Raw genomic sequence first — 17,343 nt, 5'->3', positions numbered from 1 at the left:
GGGGCCGGGAGCGGAAACCTGGCCTGGGTCAGGCGCGTGCGCCGCCCAGGCCGAGCAGCACCGCCAGGCCGAGGGCGCTGCGCGGGGCGTACGGCACCCGCCACAGGCCGCCGTGCGCCGCCGCGTACGCCTCGTCCCGCCACGGGTGCTCCTGCGCGGGGCCGCCCCCGGTGCGCAGGTCGTGCACCAGCAGCGCGGCCATCAGGGTGTTGCTGGTCGCCGGCTCGAACACCTCGATGCCGAACCGGTGCGCCCCCGCGTACGCGGCCGCGAGGGCGCGGTTGCGCAGCACCGAGCGGGTGCGGGTCGGCGGCGCCACGGTGAGCGAGACCGTCGTCCCGGCCTCGCGGGCCACCGCCGCCCGCCACCGCTGCAGCCGCTTGGCCAGGGCGTAGTTCGGTCCCTGCTGGGGGACGAGGCTGTCGTTGATCCCCGGGTCGGCGTGCGGCGGGTAGTTGCGGTGCAGCAGCCGGCCGCCGGAGAGCACCCGCAGGGACCGGCGGGCCAGGCCCCGGGCGGCGTACCCGCGTTCGGCGTGGGCGACGGCCTCGGCGGGGACGGCGTACACGTCGGTGGGGGTGGCCAGGAACGCCAGCGCGACGTCCGGACGGCGTCGGCCCAGGTGGACGGTGAGCGCGTCGACGGCGGTGGCCACGCGCACGTTGGTCGCGCCGTCGGCGTACACGTAGTTGCCCAGCACCAGGCGCCCGTCCAGGCCGCTCAGCCAGGCGGCGGCCTGGGGGAGGCGGTGCAGCAGGTCCGCGCCGGCCCCGGCGGCGAGGGCGTCGTCGTCCCCGCCGGTGCCCGGTCGGACCGGCAGGTGCAGGCGCCCGCCGTACCTGTGGGCGGTGCGCAGCAGGCGACGCCAGATCTCCGGGCGGGGCAGGTCGACCGCGACGACCTCACCGCCCCAGCGCAGCACGGACGGCAGCGGGCCCATCTCCGCGCCCGCACCGAGCACCACGATGCGCTGGTCGCCCAGGTCCAGCCAGTCCGGGTTGGCCAGCACCACCCGGACCGCCTCGGCGCAGCTCGGCTCGATCACCCCGGCGTCCACCCAGGCGTCGAGACGGCGGCGCAGGTCGTCGCCGCGCAGTCGCTGCCCCCGGTACGGCAGGGACAGCTCCCGCTGCACCTCGCCGGTCCCGGTCACCGTGGCGGTCTCCAGCGGCTCCGGATCCGGCAGGTCGAACGCCTCGGCCAGCCCCACCTCCGCGCCGCCGGCGGGCAGGTAGCGCATCCGGGTGTGCAGGGCGGCCAGCCCGTCCCGGGCGATGGTGAGCGCCGCCTCGCGGGAGAGCAGGCCGGCCTCGACCAGGCGGCGGAAGTGGCCGAGGTAGCCGTGCCGCCAGTTCGTCTCGTGCTCGGCGGCGCGCGCGCCGACCGGGTCGACGGCGCGCAGGGCATCGGCGACCACGGCCCGGCCCAGCGCCGTCGTGCTGCGGGTACCGCCGGTCTCGGGGAACACCACCCCGGTCGGGCCCTCCACGGTCGCCCTCCTCTCGTCGTCCCGGCTGCGGACAACCGGGCCCTCACTCTGCCCCATCCCGGCGGGTGCCGCAGGGCGGGGCCCGCCCGCTCAGGTCACGTCTCGCACACGGACCGGTCACGAGATTCACGCTTGGGTATCGGCTCGGCCACAGCGGGAGCCGCGGCGCGGTGGCTCTGCGTCAATGACCGAAAGGGATCCCGCGGCGGCGCCGCCGGATCACCCACCCCTCAGCCCGCCGGGAGGATCCGATGGCCCACTGGAGACGGTTGCCGCTGCTGCTGACGGCGTTGACCGCCGCGACGACGATCACCGCCTGCACCGCCGCCGACAACGCAGGGCGCAGCGACACGGCCCAGGGTCCGGTCCGGCAGCACGACGGCACGCCCTGGTCCGGCGGCGGTGACACGAGGGCCGCCGAGGACCCGCAGTCCACCTTCGGCGTCGACATCGACACCGCGTCGTACGGCTACGCCCGCCGACAGATCGAGGACGGCCGGTTGCCGGATCCGACGGCGGTGCGGCCCGAGGAGTTCGTCAACTCCTTCCGCCAGGACTATCCCGAGCCGGCCGGCGACGGCTTCGCCGTGCACGTCGACGGCGCCCGCCCGCCCCGCACCCACGAGGCGGCGGGCGACGTCCGGCTGATGCGGGTCGGGCTGCAGACCCGTGGGCAGAGCGGGCAGAGCCGACCGGACGCCGCCCTCACCTTCGTCATCGACGTCTCCGGGTCGATGGACGGGCCCGGACGGCTGGACCTCGTGCAGGACGCGCTGCACACCCTCGTGGACCAGCTGCGCCCCACCGACTCCATCGCCATCGTCGAGTTCAGCACCCAGGCCCGGGTGGTCCGGGAGATGACCCCGGTCTCCGACGCCCGGCGGCTGCACGACGCCATCGACTCGCTGCGGACCCGGGACAGCACCAATCTGGAAGCCGGTCTGGTGCTCGGCTACCAGGTGGCCCGCGAGGCGTTCCGCCCCGGCCGCACGAACCGGGTGATCGTGCTCTCCGACGGGCTGGCCAACGTCGGCAACACCGACGCGGAGCCGATCCTGCGCCGGGTACGCGACGAGGCGGAGAAGGAGATCGCCCTGCTCGGCGTGGGCGTCGGCAGCGACTACGGCGACCAACTGATGGAGCAGCTCGCCGACCGCGGCGACGGATTCGTGGTGTACGTCAGCGAGCGGGACCAGGCCCGCAAGCTGTTCGTGGACCGGTTGCCCGCGACGTTGGGCGTCCGGGCGCTCGACACCAAGGTGCAGGTCAGCTTCGACCCGGCGGCGGTGCGGTCCTACCGGCTCGTCGGGTACGACAACCGGGCCCTCGCCGACGAGGACTTCCGCGACGACCGCGTCGACGGGGGCGAGGTCGGCCCCGGACACAGCGTGACGGCGCTCTACGCCGTGCAGCTCGTCGACGAGGCGCCCGCCTCGGCCCGGGTCGCGCGAGTGCAGGTGCGCTGGACCGATCCGACGGACCGGGCGCCGGCCGAGACGTACGAGTCGGTGCGCGTCGCCGACGTGAGCGGCGACTTCGAGGCCGCCTCGCCGCGCCTGCGCACCTGCTACGCGGCGGCCTGGTTCGCCGTCGCGCTGCAGGGTGGCCGGGACGGCGCGCAGGTGCGGCTGGCGGATCTGGCGCGGATCGCGGACGGGGCGGCCGCCGCGACCGAGGACGCGGAGGTGCGGGACCTGGCGCGGGTGATCCGCTCGGCCGACGAGCTCCGCTGATCCCGGAACAGGGCCGGCGGCCGGTCAGCGGCGGGCGAGCTTCGGCTGCTGGGCCGGACGGGTGCCCTCCGGGTCGACGCCGACCTGCACCGCGAACCGGGGGTCGACGGCGAGCAGCGGGCGCGGCCCGAACAGGGCCATACCGGTCAGCAGCTCGTCGGTGCCGCGCTCGCTCCACGCCGGGCGCCGCTCGGGGGCGAGGTCGGTGTGCTCGCGGCGGAGCCGGCGCAGCAGTCGCCGGGCCGCCGCCCCGGTCTCCGGCACCTCGCACAGCCACCAGCCGCCGAGGGCGGTGGCCAGGCAGCACAGCAGCAGGCCCGCCACGGAGGCGGGCCCGCCGGCGTCGCGGCCCTCGACGGCGCTGTCCACCAGCCGGGTCACCCCGACGGCGGCGACCGCGAACAGCGGCAGGGTGGCCAGCGCGACGCGTCGCCGCTGCGCCGGGGTGAGCAGCCAGCCGTCGCGGACCAGCCGGCCGACCAGCCGGCGCAGGGCCCGGCCCACGGCCGGGTCAGCGAGCACGGCGGCCCAGGTCTGCGGCCGGCGCAGCGCGGCGTGCAGGGCGCGGACGAGCGCGGTCGAGCGGGGTGGTGGTGGCCCGTCCACGGACAGGGTGGCCAGCTCGCCGAGGTGCACGACGCCGGCGCGGCGCAGCGCGGCCATGCCGACCTGGCAGGCCAGGCCCGCCCGGTCGGTCAGGTACGCCAGCTCGACGGTGTCCGGTGCCGCGCCCCGGGCCCGCCGGCCGGTGAGCTCGCGTGCCGCCAGGGCGATCGCCAGGGCGGCGGCGACCGCCGTGACGTAGTCGAGGAGGAAGAGCGGTCCGCTGACACCCCAGAGCATGGCGCCAAGTATGGCCCGGCCGGCCGGCCCGCGACCCGGTCACGAGGCGTGGCGTATCTCGCTGTCCCAGATCTGCGACCACGGGCGCGGCATGCCCCGGCAGACGAAGATCGGCATCCCGTTCTCGTCGTTGTCGACGTCGACCCGCTGGTCCATCCGGCCGGCCTCGGTGACCTCGGTGAACCAGCTCCGGAGCCGGTCCGGGCGGGCCCAGCCGACGGCGATGACCACGTCGGCGTCGTCGGCCGGGCGGCCGAATCCGGCCATGCTGTTGTGCCCCGAGTACGCCCGCGGCAGGCCCCGGGCGGGCCCGTACCGGGCCAGCGCCCCGGCCTCGCCGTAGTTGCCGGTGAGCACGACCGTGCGGGCGCGCTCCGCCGGGGGCAGGCCGCGGTGGACGGCGGCGACCGAGTCGGCGAACGCCGGCCAGCCGATGGTCTCGCCCGCGTCGTAGTTGACCTCGACCACGAAACCGGGCAGCCGGTCGGCCGGCAGGGTGGGCAGCAGCAGCACCGCGCTGCCGGCCAGCGTGACCGCGGCGCCCGCGGCCAGCAGCACCCGCCGCAGCCGCGCCGCGCCCCGGCCGGCCCAGGCGGCGGCCGCCGGCGCGCCGGCTGCGGTGAGCACCAGCAGCAGCGGCGCGTCGTAGTAGCCCTTGCCGCCGAGGATCAGGACGAGCGCGAACACCACCAGCCACGCCCACCCCAGCGCCCGGTAGGCCGCCCACGCCGGCCGGCGCAGCAGCGCCACCAGCCCGGCGATCCAGATCGGCGCCGCGTACGGGCTGATGATCATCAGTTGCAGCAGGACGGCGTCCAGGCGGCCGCTGTAGGAGCTGTCCCCGCCGGCGATCGAGGAGGCCACCGAGAGCTGCGGGAAGCCGTGCGCGGCCTGCCACGCCAGGTAGGGCACGGCGAGCAGGGCGGCGACCCCGGCGCCGGCCAGCACCCACCGGTCCCGCAGCAGCCGGCGCGGTCCGGCGACCGCCACCCCGGCCAGCAGGCCGACGCCGAGCAGGGCGGGCAGCGGCTTGTTGAGCAGGCCGACCCCGAGTGCGAGCCCCGCGCCGAGGGCCCACCGGCTGTCCCCGGTGCGCAGCATCCGCGCCGCGCACCAGGTCGCGACCAGCCAGACCGCCAGGTCGACGGTGGTGGTACTGAGCAGGTGCCCGGCGGCCAGCACGATGCCCGAGGTGGCGGCGAGGAACGCGGCGAGCATCTGGCCGCCGCGGCCCGCGCCGAACTCCCGGGCGATCGCCGCGACCAGCACCACGGCCCCGCCGCCGAGCAGCGCCGAGGGGGTACGCAGCACCACCAGGTTGCCCGGTGCGACGGTGTCGGCCAGCCGGGCCAGGGCGGGCACGAGCGGGCCCTGGTCGACGTAGCCCCAGTCCAGGTGCCGGCCGCAGAGCAGGAAGTACAGCTCGTCGCGGTGGTAGCCGTACCGGCCGGCGAGCAGGAGCAGCACGGTGGTGACGGCCGCGCCGAGCAGCCACGGCGCGGCGGTGGGCGGGCCCGGCGCCGGCGGGTCGGTCGGGGATGCCGCCGGCGCGGGGCGGTCGAGGTCGGCGACGGGTTCGGCCACGCCGTCCATCATCGTCCCGCCGCGCCACCGCGCGCTGACCCGTCGCGGTCGGAACCGGCTCGCGGACGGCCGGGGCGGGTGGCTACCGTGCCCGGGATGCTGATCCGTGAGTTCACCGAGGCCGACTGGGCGCAGGTCCGGCCGATCGTCGCGGCCGTCGTCACCGCCGCGGACACCTTCCCCTACGACCCGGCGTGGCCGGCCGAGGTGCTGCACGACGTCTGGGTGGAACGGCCCCCGGGCCACACCGTGGTCGCCGAGGAGGACGGGACGCTCCTCGGCACCGCCAAGATGGGCCCCAACCGGCCCGGCCCGGGTTCGCACGTGGCCACCGCGAGCTTCATGGTGGGCGCCGCGGCCCGGGGGCGCGGCGTCGGCCGGGCCCTGGCGGAGTACGCCCTGGACTGGGCCCGCCGCCAGGGTTACGCCGCGATGCAGTTCAACGCCGTGGCGGAGTCCAACGCGACGGCGGTGCGGCTGTACCAACGGCTCGGGTTCACCGTGATCGGCACCGTGCCGGAGGCGTTCGCGCATCCCACCCTCGGCCGGGTGGGGCTGCACGTGATGCACCGTCCGCTGTGAACGGCGCCGGTGGGCGACGATGGGTGGATGAGCACTGAGCCGATCGAGCTGGCCGCCGCCCTGGCGCGTTTCGACCAGCTGTGGAGTCCGCGCATCGTCACCACCGTCAACGACTACGACGTCCGCGTGGCCAAGGTGGCCGGCGAACACGTCTGGCACGCCCACGACCACACCGACGAGTTCTTCCTGGTGCTCGACGGGGAACTGCGGATCGCCCTGCGTGACGGCGCGGGCGGCGGCGAGCGGGAGGTGGTGCTGCCCCGCGGGGCGGTGTACGTGGTGCCGCGCGGGGTGGAGCATCGGCCGTCCGCGCCGGACGGCGCCTCGATCCTGATGTTCGAGCCGTCCGGCACCTCCAGCGTGGGGGACCGGCACGACGAGGTGCCGGGGCACGTGGACACCACCACCGGTCACCGGCTCTGACCGGGCCGGTCAGCGCCCCGCCGGCACCTGCTCCGCGGGTGCGGCCGGGGCGCCGGCCGGCCAGCCCAGCCGGCGTACGCCGGGGACGGCGGCGGTGCCGGCGCAGGCGAGCAGCACCAGCACGCCGGCGACGGCCAGCGGCGCGGGTGACCCCCAGGCCCGGGCGGCGAGCGGCGCGAGCGCGTAGCCGATCGGCATGGCGCCCAGCGACATCAGCCAGTCGTAGGAGGTGACCCGGGCGAGCACCTCCGGCGGGAACTGCCCCTGCACCACGGTCTCCCAGACCGGGTTGAGGAAGCCGAGGGAGGCCAGGGCGAGGCAGTAGGCGGTGACCACCACGGGGGCGGGCGCCGCGGCGGCGAGCAGCAGCAAGGGCGCCGCGTACGTGGCCAGGGCGAGGTTGCCCAGCAGCACCGGCCGGCGCGGGCGGACCCGGGCGGCGAGCAGCGACCCGGCCAGCAGGCCGACCGCCCCGGCCTGCTGGAGCAGCACCCACACGCCCTCCCCGCCGAGGCGGTCCACCGCGATCACCGGGCCGACGGTGAGCAGCACCGCGGCGGCGCCGTTCCACACGCCGTGGGCGACCAGGCTGCTCCAGTACCAGTCCCGGGAGCGGACCTCCCGCCAGCCGAGGACCAGGTCGGCCCGGAGCGACCGGTGCGGTACGGGAACGTGCCGGACCCGGATGACCGACAGCAGCGCGGCGCTGACCGCGAAGGAGGCCGCGTCGAGCACGAAGGCCCAGCCGGGGCCGGCGGTCCAGACCAGCAGGCCGGCGAGGGCCGGGCCGGCCAGCCGGCTGGCGTTGGCGGTGACGCCCATCAGCGCGTTGGCCCGCTGGCGGCCGTCGGCCTCGACGGTGCCGGCGACCAGCGGGGACGCGGTCGGCATCGCGAACGCCGAGGCCGCGCCGCCGAGGGCGGAGGCCGCGGCGAGGTGGGTCAGGGTCGGGGCGCCGCCGAGCAGTTCCACGCCGACGACCAACTGGGCGGCACAGCGCACCAGGTCGGTGAGGAGGGCGACCCGCCGGGCGTCGAACCGGTCGGCCACCACGCCGCCGAGGGGGAGCAGCAGCAGCCGGGGCAGCATGGCGCAGCCGAGCACCACGGCGAGGGCGGCGGTCGAACCGGTGGCCCGGAGCACGGCCAGGGCCAGCGCGGTGGGGACCACGGCGTCGCCGACGGCGGAGACCGTTCGGCCGAGGAAGAGCAGACGGAAGGCGGGATGCCGGAGTGGATGCGTCACCGCCGTAGAGTACTTCGACATCGAATATTTCGACAACGAATTTTTGCGGCCCGGCGTACGGTGATCGGGTGACCGACCGCGACCGCATCGACCAGCACGTGGACCGCTGGCTGCCCGTCCTGCCCGACCTGGACCCTGACGTCGAGGGTGCGGTCACCCGGATGTCGCTGCTGACCCGGCACCTGCGGGAGGTCAAGGAGCGGGCCCTGGCCGATCTGGACCTGCAGGAGAAGGAGTACGGCACCCTGCACGTCCTCGCCGGGCGCGGCGGCCGGGCCGCCCCCTCCGAGATCGCCGGTGACCTGCGGATGGCCCCCGCCTCGATCACCGCACGGGTGGACGCGCTGGTCCGCCGGGGCTTCGTCCGGCGGATCCCCTCCACCGTGGACCGCCGCCGCATCGACGTCGAACTGACCGACGACGGCCGGGCCGCCTGGCGGCGCGCGATCGGGGTGGTCGGCGACGAGGAGCACCGGGTGCTCGGCGCCCTGACCCCGCAGGACCGGCGCCTGCTGTCCGACCTGCTCCGCCGGGTCACCCTCGCGGCCGAGACCCCGCCGGCCCGGCCCGGCGGGGTCGAGGATGTCGGTGGGCGGGTCTAGGGTCGACGCAGACCGCAGCCGCACGCTCGGGGAGGCGCCATGACCACGCTTGCCGACCGACCACACACGGCCCTGCTCGTCATCGACGTCCAGAACGGGGTGGTGGCCCAGGCCCACGACCGGGACCGGGTGGTGGCCAACATCGCCACCCTGGTCGACCGGGCGCGCGACGCCGGCGTCGCGGTCGTCTGGGTCCAGCACCACAGCGACGAGCTGCCCACCGGCAGCGAGCCCTGGCAGTACGTGTCCGAGCTGGTGCGCCGCGAGGCCGAGCCGCTGGTGCACAAGGCGTACGGCGACTCGTTCGAGGAGACCGACCTGGAGCCGGTCCTCGCCGCGGCCGGCATCGGCCGGCTCGTCGTCACCGGCGCCCAGACCGACGCGTGCATCCGCTCGACCCTGCACGGCGCGATCACCCGGGGCTACGACGCGACGCTGGTCGCCGACGCGCACACCACCGAGGACCTCAGCGCCTACGGCGCCCCCCCGCCCGACCAGGTGATCGCCCACACCAACCTCTACTGGCGCGACCACACCGCTCCCGGCCGCACCGGCGGCACGGTCGACACCGCGGAGGTCGACTTCGCGGTGCCCGCCCCTGCCTGACGTCGAGCGCCGCCCGGGCGGAAAACGCCTGGCCCTCGGCGGGCGGGGCTGACAGGCTGCGCCGCATGAGTTCACAGGCCCTGGCGGGTGCGCTCGCCGACGACCGCCGCCGTGTCGTGTTCGCCGCGATCGTGCTCGGGGACGCGGACCTCCCCGCCGTCGCGGCACGCACCGGCCTGCCCACGCGCGACGTCGCCACCGCCGTGCGCCGGCTGGTCGACGTCGGCGTGGTGGCCGACGACGGCACCGGGCTGCGGGTCGACGGCCAGTGGCTGCGGGAGCAGGTCCGGGCGGGCGGCCGGCCGGCGGCGGCACCGGCGGCGAGCCCCCAAGAGGCGATCCTGCGCACCTTCCTGCGCGACGGCGTGCTGACCCGGCTGCCCGCCCAGCGCGGACGCCGCCGGATACTGCTCGAACACATCACCGAGCGCTCCTTCGAGCCGGGCGTGCGGTATCCGGAACGGGCCGTCGACGACGCGCTGCGGGCCTGGTGCGACGGTGGCGGCGCCGACCACGTCACGCTGCGCCGCTACCTGGTCGACGACCGGCTGCTCGCCCGCGACCACGGCGTCTACTGGCGGCCCTGACCGGGAAAAGCCGTTGACCGTCCGGTGAGGATCGGGCGGTGAGCAGCTGGACGACCCACCCCGCCCATCCCGCCGCCCCGGAGGCGGCCACCCTGCTGCGCGAGTACCTGGCGGAGATGGTCCGCCGCTGGCACCGCCGGCCGGAACGGCCCGACGAGGTGGACGCCGCCCTCGCCGAGTCACCCAGCCACGACCTGGTGGCGCCCACCGGTCTGCTCCTGCTGGCCCACCACGACGGGAACCTGGCCGGCTGCGCCGGGCTGCGGTGGCGTCCGCGCTGGGCGGAGCTCACCCGGGTCTACCTCCGCCCCGCGCACCGCGGCGCCGGCGGCGGGGCGGCGCTGCTCGCCGCCGTCGAAGCGCACGCCGGGGCGGCGGGGGCGGACCGGATCCGGCTCGACACCCGCACCGACCTGGTCGAGGCCCGCGCCCTGTACGCCCGTCACGGGTACGCCGAGATCCCCGCCTACAACGACGACAGGTACGCCCAGCACTGGTTCGAGAAGCTCCTGCCAGCCCGAGTTGACGGCACGGCCGCCCCGCGCTAAAACAAGAAGTCGAGGAGTTGAGTCAACCAGACTCAACCTGACACCCTGGGTCCAGGAGAACCGAGGAGGCACAGCCATGTTGATGCGTACCGACCCGTTCCGCGAGATCGACCGGCTCGCCGAGCAGTTCTTCGGCACCACCGCCCGGCCGGCGGTCATGCACCTCGACGCCTACCGCGACGGCGACTGGTTCTACGCCGCCTTCGACCTGCCCGGCGTCGACCCGGACAGCATCGACTGCACGGTCGAGCGCAATGTGCTGACGGTCCGCGCCGAGCGGCGCCGGCCCACCGGGGACAACGTCGAACTCATCGCGGCCGAGCGGCCGAGCGGCACCTTCACCCGGCAGCTCTTCCTCGGCGACACCCTCGACACCGACAAGCTGGAGGCCGGCTACGAGAACGGGGTACTGACCCTGCGGATCCCGATCGCGGAGCGCGCCAAGCCGCGCCGGATCACCGTCACCGCGTCCGGCAACGGCCGCAAGGAGATCAGCGCCTGACGCTCAGGTGGGGGCGTCCAACACGGACGCCCCCACCGCCTTGTCCGGGCTCGCCGGGTAGAGCCGGGCCAGCGCGTGAGCGGTGGCGGTGAGGCGATCGCGCAGCTCGGCCGGCTCCAGCACCTCCACCTCGGCGCCGAGCTTGAGCAGCTCGGTGTGGCCGTGCTTCACCGACTCGATGGGCACGGTCGTCTCCAGCCAGCCGTCCTCGTCCGGCTCGCCGGCCGCCGCCCGGGCCGCCCGGCTCATCTCGGGCGGAAAGACGTACGGCATGAACTCCAGCGCGGCGACCGTCATCCGGACCCGGGCGTGGGCGCGGTAGACGTCCCGCTCGTACCGTTGCGTCCACTCCCGCCAGTAGCCGGCCAGGTCGAAGTCGGCGGGCCGGGCGTACCGCTCGTCGCGGACCACCAGGTCGAGCACCGCGCCGACCCGGTAGGTGCGGAGCTGCTCGTCGCAGCGGGCCACCAGATACCAGCGACCCGCCTTGAGCACCACCCCGAGCGGGGCCACCACCCGGGTCACCTCCCGGGGGGCCCGCCAGCGCCGGTAGCGCATCTCCACCAGCCGGTCCTCCCACACCGCCCGCGCCAGCGCCGTCAGGTGCGGGGTGGGCTCGGAGTGCCGGAACCAGCCGGGCGCGTCCAGGTGGAACCGCTGCCGCATCCGGCCGCCCCGGTCGGCCAGCTCGTCGGGGAGCGCGGCGAGCAGCTTCAGCTCGGCCGCGGCCACCACCGGCCCGAGGCCCAGCTCGGCGGCGGGCCCGGGCATGCCGGCCAGGAACAACGCCTCGGCCTCCGGGGCGGTCAGCCCGGTCAGTCGGGTCCGGTAGCCCTCCAGCAGCTGGTATCCGCCGGCCGGGCCGCGGTCGGCGTACACCGGGACGCCGGCGGCGCTGAGCGACTCGACGTCCCGGTAGACGGTCCGGACGGAGACCTCCAGTGCCTCGGCGAGCTCCGGGGCGGTCATCCGCCCCCGGGTCTGCAGGAGCAGCAGCAGGGAAACCAGGCGACTGGCGCGCACTGGCCGACGGTAGCGCGGGCGGAACAGCGGTGGCAGCCGGGCCTGTCGGCGCAGCGGTGTGAGCTTGGTCAGGTTTCCGTCGGGCGCGCCTCGTCGCGATTCACCCCGCCGGCTGAGAGCCTTTCTCACGTGCTGCGTCCCGAGGTCCTCCGCGGGTCGGCCCGTCCCGCCCTGCCCGCCGGACCGGCCGACTTCACCGAGGCGTGGCTGCGCAACCGGCGGCTGTCCGAGCACACCCGCGACGCCTACCGGCGGGACGTCACCGGCTGGCTGACGTGGTGCGCGGGCCGGGGCGTGGACCCGCTGCGGGTCAGCTTCCTCGACGTCAACGCCTACGGCCGAGAGTTGGAGTCGACCCTGGGCGCGCGGAGCGGTCGGCCGCTCACCCCGGCGACCGTGGCCCGCCGGCTGTCTGCCCTGTCGAGCTGGTACGACTTCCTGGTGAAGCTGCGTGCGATCGAGGCCAACCCGGTCGCCGCCGCGGACCGGCCCCGGGTGGACCGGGACCACTCCGCCACCGTCGGGCTGACCCCGGAGGAGGTGGACGCGCTGCTCGCGGCGGCCGACGCGGACACCGGCCCGACCGCCGCCCGCAACCGGGCCACCATCGCGCTCCTGGCCGACCTGGGGCTGCGGGTCGGCGAGCTGATCTCCCTGGACCTGACCGACCTCGGCACGGAACGCGGGCACCGCAGCGTGCGGTTCGTCGGCAAGGGCGGCAAGGTGCGCCGCCGCGCCCTCACCCCCGGCACCGCGTACGCGGTGGACGCCTACCTGGCGGCGCGGGGCGCCGCGCAGGGGGTGACCGTGCCGGAGCTGACCGGCCCGCTGCTGGTCACCGCCACCGGCGCCCGGCTGGACCGGCACTCCGTGTTCCGGCTGGTCCGCCGGCTCGCCCAGGCCGCCGGCATCCCGGCCTGGGAGAAACTCTCTCCGCACTCGCTGCGGCACGCGTTCGCCACCACGGCCCGGGCCGAGGGGGTGCCGCTGGAGGACGTGCAGGACGCGATGGGGCACGCCGACCCGCGTACCACCCGCCGCTACGACCGGGACCGGCACAACCTCGACCGCGACCCGGCGTACGCCATCTGGGCCGCCCGAGCCCGCCGCCGCGGCTGACCCCTGCCGCCGATCATCGAGGGCGGCGAGTTCCGGAAGTGTCGTCGCCGACGTCGGTCTTGTCCAAAACCGTTGCGGGACAACAAAGTTCTTCACCGCTTTGGCCACTATGGACGCCATGGCCGGCGCGGTAGCTTGCCTCCTGGCAGCAACTCACGTCAATGGGCACTCGGCTGCCCGGAAATGCCAGCCAGGGGGCGCAGTCATGAAACGTCAGGTTCCCACCCGCCGAAAAGTCGTGGCCGTCGTCGTCGCCGGTATCCTCGCCGCCGGGTCGCCGGCCGCGCTCGTCACCTCCGCCGCTCACGCCGCCGACCCGAGCACGTCCAGCAACGCCGTCATCGTCTGGGAACGTAACGCCCAGACCGCGATCTGGGACGTGGCGGGCCAACAGCCGCAGGTCCAGGCGCGCAGCTTCGCGATGGTGCACGGGGCCGTCTACGACGCGGTCAACGCCATCGCCGGGCGCCCCTACCAGCCATACCTCATCGCACCGCGCAGCGACGGCCGTGAGTCGGTGAACGCGGCGGTCGGGACTGCGGCCTTCCAGGTGCTCAGCTCCCTGTTCCCGGCGCAGCAGGCGCGGCTGCAGGCGCAGTACGACGAGTGGCTGGCCGCCATCCCCGACGGCCGCGCGAAGCAGGGCGGGATCTCCATGGGCAGCCAGACCGCCGCCGCGATGATCAGCGCCCGGAGGAACGACGGGGCATTCGGCAACGCGGCATGGCCCGTCGGCACCGAGCCCGGCCAGTGGCGGCCCACCCCGCCGACCAACGCCAACGACGGGGCATGGGTGGCGGGTCTCAAGCCGTTCCTCCTCCCCAGCGCGTCGATGTTCCGCTCGTCCGGCCCGCCCGCGCTCACCAGCGCGCAATACGCCCGGGACTTCAACGAGGTCAAGACGATCGGCGCGGTCAACAGTCCGATCCGGACCGCCGACCAGACGCAGGCCGCGATCTGGTGGCACGACCGGCACCTGGGCGAATGGGAGATCAAGCGCCAGCTCGCCACGAGGCAGCGGCTGACCACGCTGCAGACGGCGCGGATGTTCGCGATGGTCGACCTCGCCGAGGCCGACGCCACGACCGCCTGCTACAACGAGAAGGCCGCCTGGATGTTCTGGCGGCCCGTCACCGCGGTCCACCTGGCCGACACCGACGGCAACGCGGCCACCGACGCCGATCCCGACTGGATGCCGCTGCTCGTCACGCCGCCGCACCCCGACTTCACGTCCGGGCACACGTGCTTCACCGCGGCGAGCATGTTGGCGCTGCGGCACTTCTTCGGCCGGGACGACATCCCGTTCCACGCATACAGCGAAGCCTCGGGCACCACCCGGTACTTCGGTCATTTCTCGCAGGCCATCGCCGAGGTCATCGAGGCCCGCATCTGGGGCGGCATCCACACCCGCACCGCCGACGTCGAGGGCGCGAAGATCGGAGCGAAGGTCACCGCTTACATGATCAATAACTTTTTCCGCCCCCGGCGATGACGCGCCGGGCATGACGTCGGTGCCGAACGGCTCGCCGGGCGAGGGTCCGCCCGGCGAGCCGGCCCTCGGTCAGCCCTGCGGGCGTGGGCAGACGCAGAACGGCTGGCCGATCGGGTCGACCAGCACCGTCCACCGCTCCCCGCCCGGCTGGAACTCCGGCTTCGACGCGCCGGACGCCAGGAACTCCTTCTCGGCGACGGTCACGTCGTCGACGTACAGGTCGAGGTGGTAACGCTTGCCGGCGGTCTCGTCCGGCCAGGCCGGCGGCGCGTACCCGGGCACCAGGCCGAAGCCGATCGAGACCCCCTCCTTGCTGATCATCGCGTATTCGGCCTGGCTGTGGGTGACCTCCCAGCCGAGGACCCGGGAGTAGAACCCGGCGTGGGCGACGGGGTCGGAGCTGTCGAGGTTGACCATCGCAAGGTCGGCGTGCATTGTCATGCCACCCATCCTGGCAACCGAACCTGACATCTTCTGGCAGGTACGTCCGGCCGGTTTCGAAGATCCCGATAGCATCCCCGCGTGAACACCTACTGGCACGTCGTGCTGCCGCCGCTGGGCGCCTGACCGGGCGCACCCGCCGACGGCTTGACCCGCCTTCTCGGTTGACCGGCAAGACAGCCGGTCAACCGGTGTCGTGCGCCCGCTTCGAAGCCAGCTCCCCGGACGGTATTCGACGACGGAAGTTCACGACTGTGCCGAACCACACCCCTCTGGCGGCCCTCGCCCCTTCAATTGCCGCCGGCCCCCGGACCCCCCACACCGGCCTCCTCAACGGGCCGGTTCCCATCCTGGCCGCCGCGGTGCTGTGGGGCACCACCGGCACCGCCAGCTCCCGTGCCCCGCCCGGGGCGCCGGCGGCCGGCACCGGCGCCGCCGGCCTGACCCTCGGCGGCCTGCTGCTGTTCGTCTCCACCCGGGGCGCCCGCTCGCTCCCGAAGAGGTGCAGCCGCGACGAGCGATGGCTGCTCGTCCTCGGCGCGGTCGCGGTGGCCGGCTATCCGCTCAGCTTCTACCCGGCCGTGGCGCGCTGCGGTGTGGCGGTGGCCACCGTGATCGCGCTGGGCAGCGCACCGGTCTTCGCCGGCCTGCTGGCCTGGCTCACCCGGCAGGCCCGGCCGACCCTCGGCTGGGCCTGCGCCACCATGACGGCGGTCATCGGCTGCGCCGTCCTGGTCCTCGGCCCCGAGTTCGCCGGTGGCGCCGCACCCGTGGACGTCACCGGCGTGGCACTGGCCGCCCTGGCCGGTCTGTCCTACGCCGGCTATTCACTCGTCGGTGGGAAGCTCATCGCCCGCGGACACCCCTCCGGCGTGGTCATGGGGGCGATGTTCGGCGCGGCGGCACTGCTGGTCCTGCCCGTCCTGCTGGGCGGTGGCCCGCACTGGCTGCTCACCCTTCGGGGCGCGGCAGTGGCCGCACACCTCGCCGTGGTCACCACGTTCCTCGCGTACCGGCTCTTCGGGTACGGCCTGCGGCACACCGCCGCCCAGGCGGCCACGACCCTGACGCTGGCGGAACCCGCGGTCGCGGCGGTGCTGGGCGTCGTGGTCGTGGGCGAGCACCTGCCGGCGGTTTCCTGGTGCGGCGGGCTGGCCGTGCTCACCGTGGGCCTGGCCGTGCTCACTGGTTCACCCGGAGGCGTCGGTGACGGGGCGCCGGGGGCACAAGTTCCTGCGCGCGCCCGTCGGCGTCTCTACGGTCGGAGGTGATGGGCAGGGAACAGGGGTGGACCAGGCCGGCCCGACGTCGCCGGCCGATGCGCGCCGGCACGCTGTTCGGCGGGCTGGGAATCGGCCTGTGCCTGGTCGGGGTGGCCGGCGTCGCGGTGTGGAACCTGCAGGTGGTGCTGCAGTCCAACGGCCCGGTACGCGACACCACCGACGCGTTCCTCCGGGAGGTGGCGGCCGGCGACACCGACCAGGCGTACGGGAAGCTGTGCCGGGAGGCCCGCGGGAAGTGGAGCCAGCTCGGCTTCAGCAGTTGGGTACGCACCCCGCCGCAGGTCAGCGGCTACGAGATCACGGACGTGTCGGTGGCCACCCGGGGCGGTCGCCCGCACGGGACGGTGAAGGTGCGGCTGACCCGCGACGGCGGCGCCAGCGAGGAACGCAGCCTGCCGGTGGTGCAGGAGGACGGCAAGTGGCGGGTGTGCGGGGACCCGTTCTGACCGCGCCCGACGTGGACGTGACGAAGGAGTGATCAGGCGCGCGGGCCGAGGTCGCCGGAGCGGTAGTGCCGGCGGCAGAGCACCTGGTAGCGCACATCGGCGCTGTCCACCGTGTCGCCGATGACGACCTGCTCGCCCTCGCGGACCACCCGCCCGTGAACGACCCGGGCGTTGAGCAGCCCTTCCCGGCCGCACCAGCAGAGCACCTCGACCTGGATGCGGGCCACCTCGTCGGCGAGTTCGAACAGCCGCTGCGCGGCCGGGAACAGGCAGGAGCGGAAGTCGGTGGCCAGGCCGAACGCGTACACGTCGACGTCGTAGTTGTCGACCAGGTCGGCCATCTGCTCGACGTGCTCCAGGTTGTAGAAGGACGCCTCGTCGCAGATCAGGTAGTCGACGCGTACCCCCTCGGCCCACGCGTCGCGGACCAGGTCGCGCAGGTCCAGGTCGTCGGTGACCTCGACGGCCGAGTGGGCCAGCCCGATGCGGGTGGTGACCTGCGGGCCGAGCGAGCGGTCGATGCGGGTGGTGACCAGGCCGCGGCGGCCCTGCCGGGCGTGGTTGTAGTTCATCTGCAGGGCCATCGTGGACTTGCCGCAGTCCATCGGGCCCCAGAAGAACTTCAGCGCGGCGGCGTGCAGCGGCCGTCCGTCGACCGCACGGGCGGCGGCGCAGCCGCCGGCAGGGTCGTCGCCGGGGCCGGGGAGGGGCCGGGCCAGGCAGATCGGGGCGGCAGCGGCGTCGTCGGTCACGTCGGGGCAGCCTAGCCCATCGACGCGAGAGGATCTTGCCGGC

The 17,343-nt window shown here is 75.0% G+C and carries 19 protein-coding genes; 12 read left to right on the top strand and 7 right to left on the bottom strand.

All coding sequences use genetic code 11. From position 1 onward, the window contains the following. Window positions 1-28: 28 nt before the first annotated feature. Entirely contained in the window at window positions 29-1,489 is a 1,461-nt protein-coding gene (locus Q2K19_RS28015) for a hypothetical protein (RefSeq protein WP_302765116.1), read from the bottom strand. A 251-nt stretch (window positions 1,490-1,740) separates the two neighbouring features. Between Q2K19_RS28015 and Q2K19_RS28010 the strand changes: the two genes are divergently transcribed. Continuing rightward, entirely contained in the window at window positions 1,741-3,222 is a 1,482-nt protein-coding gene (locus Q2K19_RS28010; protein ID WP_302765115.1) for a vWA domain-containing protein, read from the top strand. A 24-nt stretch (window positions 3,223-3,246) separates the two neighbouring features. On the opposite strand, the gene Q2K19_RS28005 is transcribed toward Q2K19_RS28010, so the two are convergent. Both Q2K19_RS28005 and Q2K19_RS28000 read right to left on the bottom strand, forming a co-directional pair. Next, on the bottom strand, window positions 3,247-4,065 hold the full coding sequence (locus tag Q2K19_RS28005; RefSeq protein WP_302765114.1) for a TIGR04222 domain-containing membrane protein: 819 nt from the start codon (window positions 4,063-4,065) through the stop codon (window positions 3,247-3,249). Between the two features lie 39 nt (window positions 4,066-4,104). After that, window positions 4,105-5,658, bottom strand: a complete 1,554-nt coding sequence (locus Q2K19_RS28000) for an ArnT family glycosyltransferase (RefSeq protein WP_302772782.1) — start codon at window positions 5,656-5,658, stop codon at window positions 4,105-4,107. A gap of 87 nt (window positions 5,659-5,745) precedes the next feature. Here Q2K19_RS28000 and Q2K19_RS27995 point away from each other — a divergent pair, with 87 nt between their 5' ends. Further along, window positions 5,746-6,231, top strand: coding sequence for a GNAT family N-acetyltransferase (locus Q2K19_RS27995; protein ID WP_302765113.1), 486 nt, complete (start codon window positions 5,746-5,748; stop codon window positions 6,229-6,231). 27 nt (window positions 6,232-6,258) lie between these two features. Beyond that, window positions 6,259-6,654 (top strand): cupin domain-containing protein, encoded by a 396-nt coding sequence (locus Q2K19_RS27990; RefSeq protein WP_302765112.1) that lies wholly within the window; start codon window positions 6,259-6,261, stop codon window positions 6,652-6,654. A 9-nt stretch (window positions 6,655-6,663) separates the two neighbouring features. Here the strand turns inward: Q2K19_RS27990 and Q2K19_RS27985 are convergent, their stop codons facing one another. After that, a complete protein-coding gene (locus Q2K19_RS27985) occupies window positions 6,664-7,899 on the bottom strand; it encodes an MFS transporter (RefSeq protein WP_302765111.1) in 1,236 nt (411 codons plus the stop codon). A gap of 68 nt (window positions 7,900-7,967) precedes the next feature. On the opposite strand from Q2K19_RS27985, the gene Q2K19_RS27980 reads away from it, so the two are divergent. The 5 genes from Q2K19_RS27980 (at window position 7,968) to Q2K19_RS27960 (ending at window position 10,744) form a co-directional block, all read left to right on the top strand. After that, on the top strand, window positions 7,968-8,501 hold the full coding sequence (locus Q2K19_RS27980; protein WP_302765110.1) for a MarR family winged helix-turn-helix transcriptional regulator: 534 nt from the start codon (window positions 7,968-7,970) through the stop codon (window positions 8,499-8,501). Between the two features lie 39 nt (window positions 8,502-8,540). Beyond that, a complete protein-coding gene (locus Q2K19_RS27975; protein WP_302765109.1) occupies window positions 8,541-9,107 on the top strand; it encodes an isochorismatase family protein in 567 nt (188 codons plus the stop codon). Between the two features lie 65 nt (window positions 9,108-9,172). After that, window positions 9,173-9,694: a DUF2087 domain-containing protein gene (locus Q2K19_RS27970; RefSeq protein WP_302765108.1), complete on the top strand. Its 522-nt coding sequence runs from the start codon at window positions 9,173-9,175 to the stop codon at window positions 9,692-9,694. Window positions 9,695-9,732: 38 nt separating this feature from the next. Then, window positions 9,733-10,242 (top strand): GNAT family N-acetyltransferase, encoded by a 510-nt coding sequence (locus tag Q2K19_RS27965; RefSeq protein WP_302765107.1) that lies wholly within the window; start codon window positions 9,733-9,735, stop codon window positions 10,240-10,242. A gap of 76 nt (window positions 10,243-10,318) precedes the next feature. After that, window positions 10,319-10,744, top strand: a complete 426-nt coding sequence (locus Q2K19_RS27960) for an Hsp20/alpha crystallin family protein (protein ID WP_302765106.1) — start codon at window positions 10,319-10,321, stop codon at window positions 10,742-10,744. Between the two features lie 3 nt (window positions 10,745-10,747). On the opposite strand, the gene Q2K19_RS27955 is transcribed toward Q2K19_RS27960, so the two are convergent. Next, window positions 10,748-11,767, bottom strand: a complete 1,020-nt coding sequence (locus tag Q2K19_RS27955) for a helix-turn-helix transcriptional regulator (protein ID WP_302765105.1) — start codon at window positions 11,765-11,767, stop codon at window positions 10,748-10,750. Between the two features lie 129 nt (window positions 11,768-11,896). On the opposite strand from Q2K19_RS27955, the gene Q2K19_RS27950 reads away from it, so the two are divergent. Next, window positions 11,897-12,886: a tyrosine-type recombinase/integrase gene (locus tag Q2K19_RS27950; RefSeq protein WP_302765104.1), complete on the top strand. Its 990-nt coding sequence runs from the start codon at window positions 11,897-11,899 to the stop codon at window positions 12,884-12,886. A gap of 118 nt (window positions 12,887-13,004) precedes the next feature. Beyond that, on the top strand, window positions 13,005-14,378 hold the full coding sequence (locus Q2K19_RS27945) for a vanadium-dependent haloperoxidase (RefSeq protein ID WP_302765103.1): 1,374 nt from the start codon (window positions 13,005-13,007) through the stop codon (window positions 14,376-14,378). A gap of 69 nt (window positions 14,379-14,447) precedes the next feature. Here the strand turns inward: Q2K19_RS27945 and Q2K19_RS27940 are convergent, their stop codons facing one another. After that, the gene (locus Q2K19_RS27940; RefSeq protein ID WP_302765102.1) at window positions 14,448-14,819 is read right to left on the bottom strand and encodes a VOC family protein; all 372 of its coding nucleotides are present in this window, start codon (window positions 14,817-14,819) and stop codon (window positions 14,448-14,450) included. A 362-nt stretch (window positions 14,820-15,181) separates the two neighbouring features. On the opposite strand from Q2K19_RS27940, the gene Q2K19_RS27935 reads away from it, so the two are divergent. Then, complete coding sequence (locus Q2K19_RS27935; RefSeq protein ID WP_302765101.1) at window positions 15,182-16,090, top strand: EamA family transporter; 909 nt, start codon at window positions 15,182-15,184, stop codon at window positions 16,088-16,090. Next, a complete protein-coding gene (locus tag Q2K19_RS27930; protein ID WP_302765100.1) occupies window positions 16,090-16,548 on the top strand; it encodes an Rv0361 family membrane protein in 459 nt (152 codons plus the stop codon). The genes Q2K19_RS27935 and Q2K19_RS27930 overlap by 1 nt, the downstream gene beginning before the upstream one ends. Before the next feature lie 32 nt (window positions 16,549-16,580). Here Q2K19_RS27930 and Q2K19_RS27925 read toward each other — a convergent pair whose 3' ends face one another. Further along, a complete protein-coding gene (locus tag Q2K19_RS27925; RefSeq protein ID WP_302765099.1) occupies window positions 16,581-17,300 on the bottom strand; it encodes a thymidine kinase in 720 nt (239 codons plus the stop codon). Window positions 17,301-17,343 lie beyond the last annotated feature (43 nt).

The sequence above is a fragment of the Micromonospora sp. NBRC 110009 genome, assembly GCF_030518795.1.
Taxonomy (GTDB): domain Bacteria; phylum Actinomycetota; class Actinomycetes; order Mycobacteriales; family Micromonosporaceae; genus Micromonospora.
The sequence above is the reverse complement of the archived record's forward strand: the minus strand, read 5'-3'. Positions and strand labels throughout refer to the sequence as shown.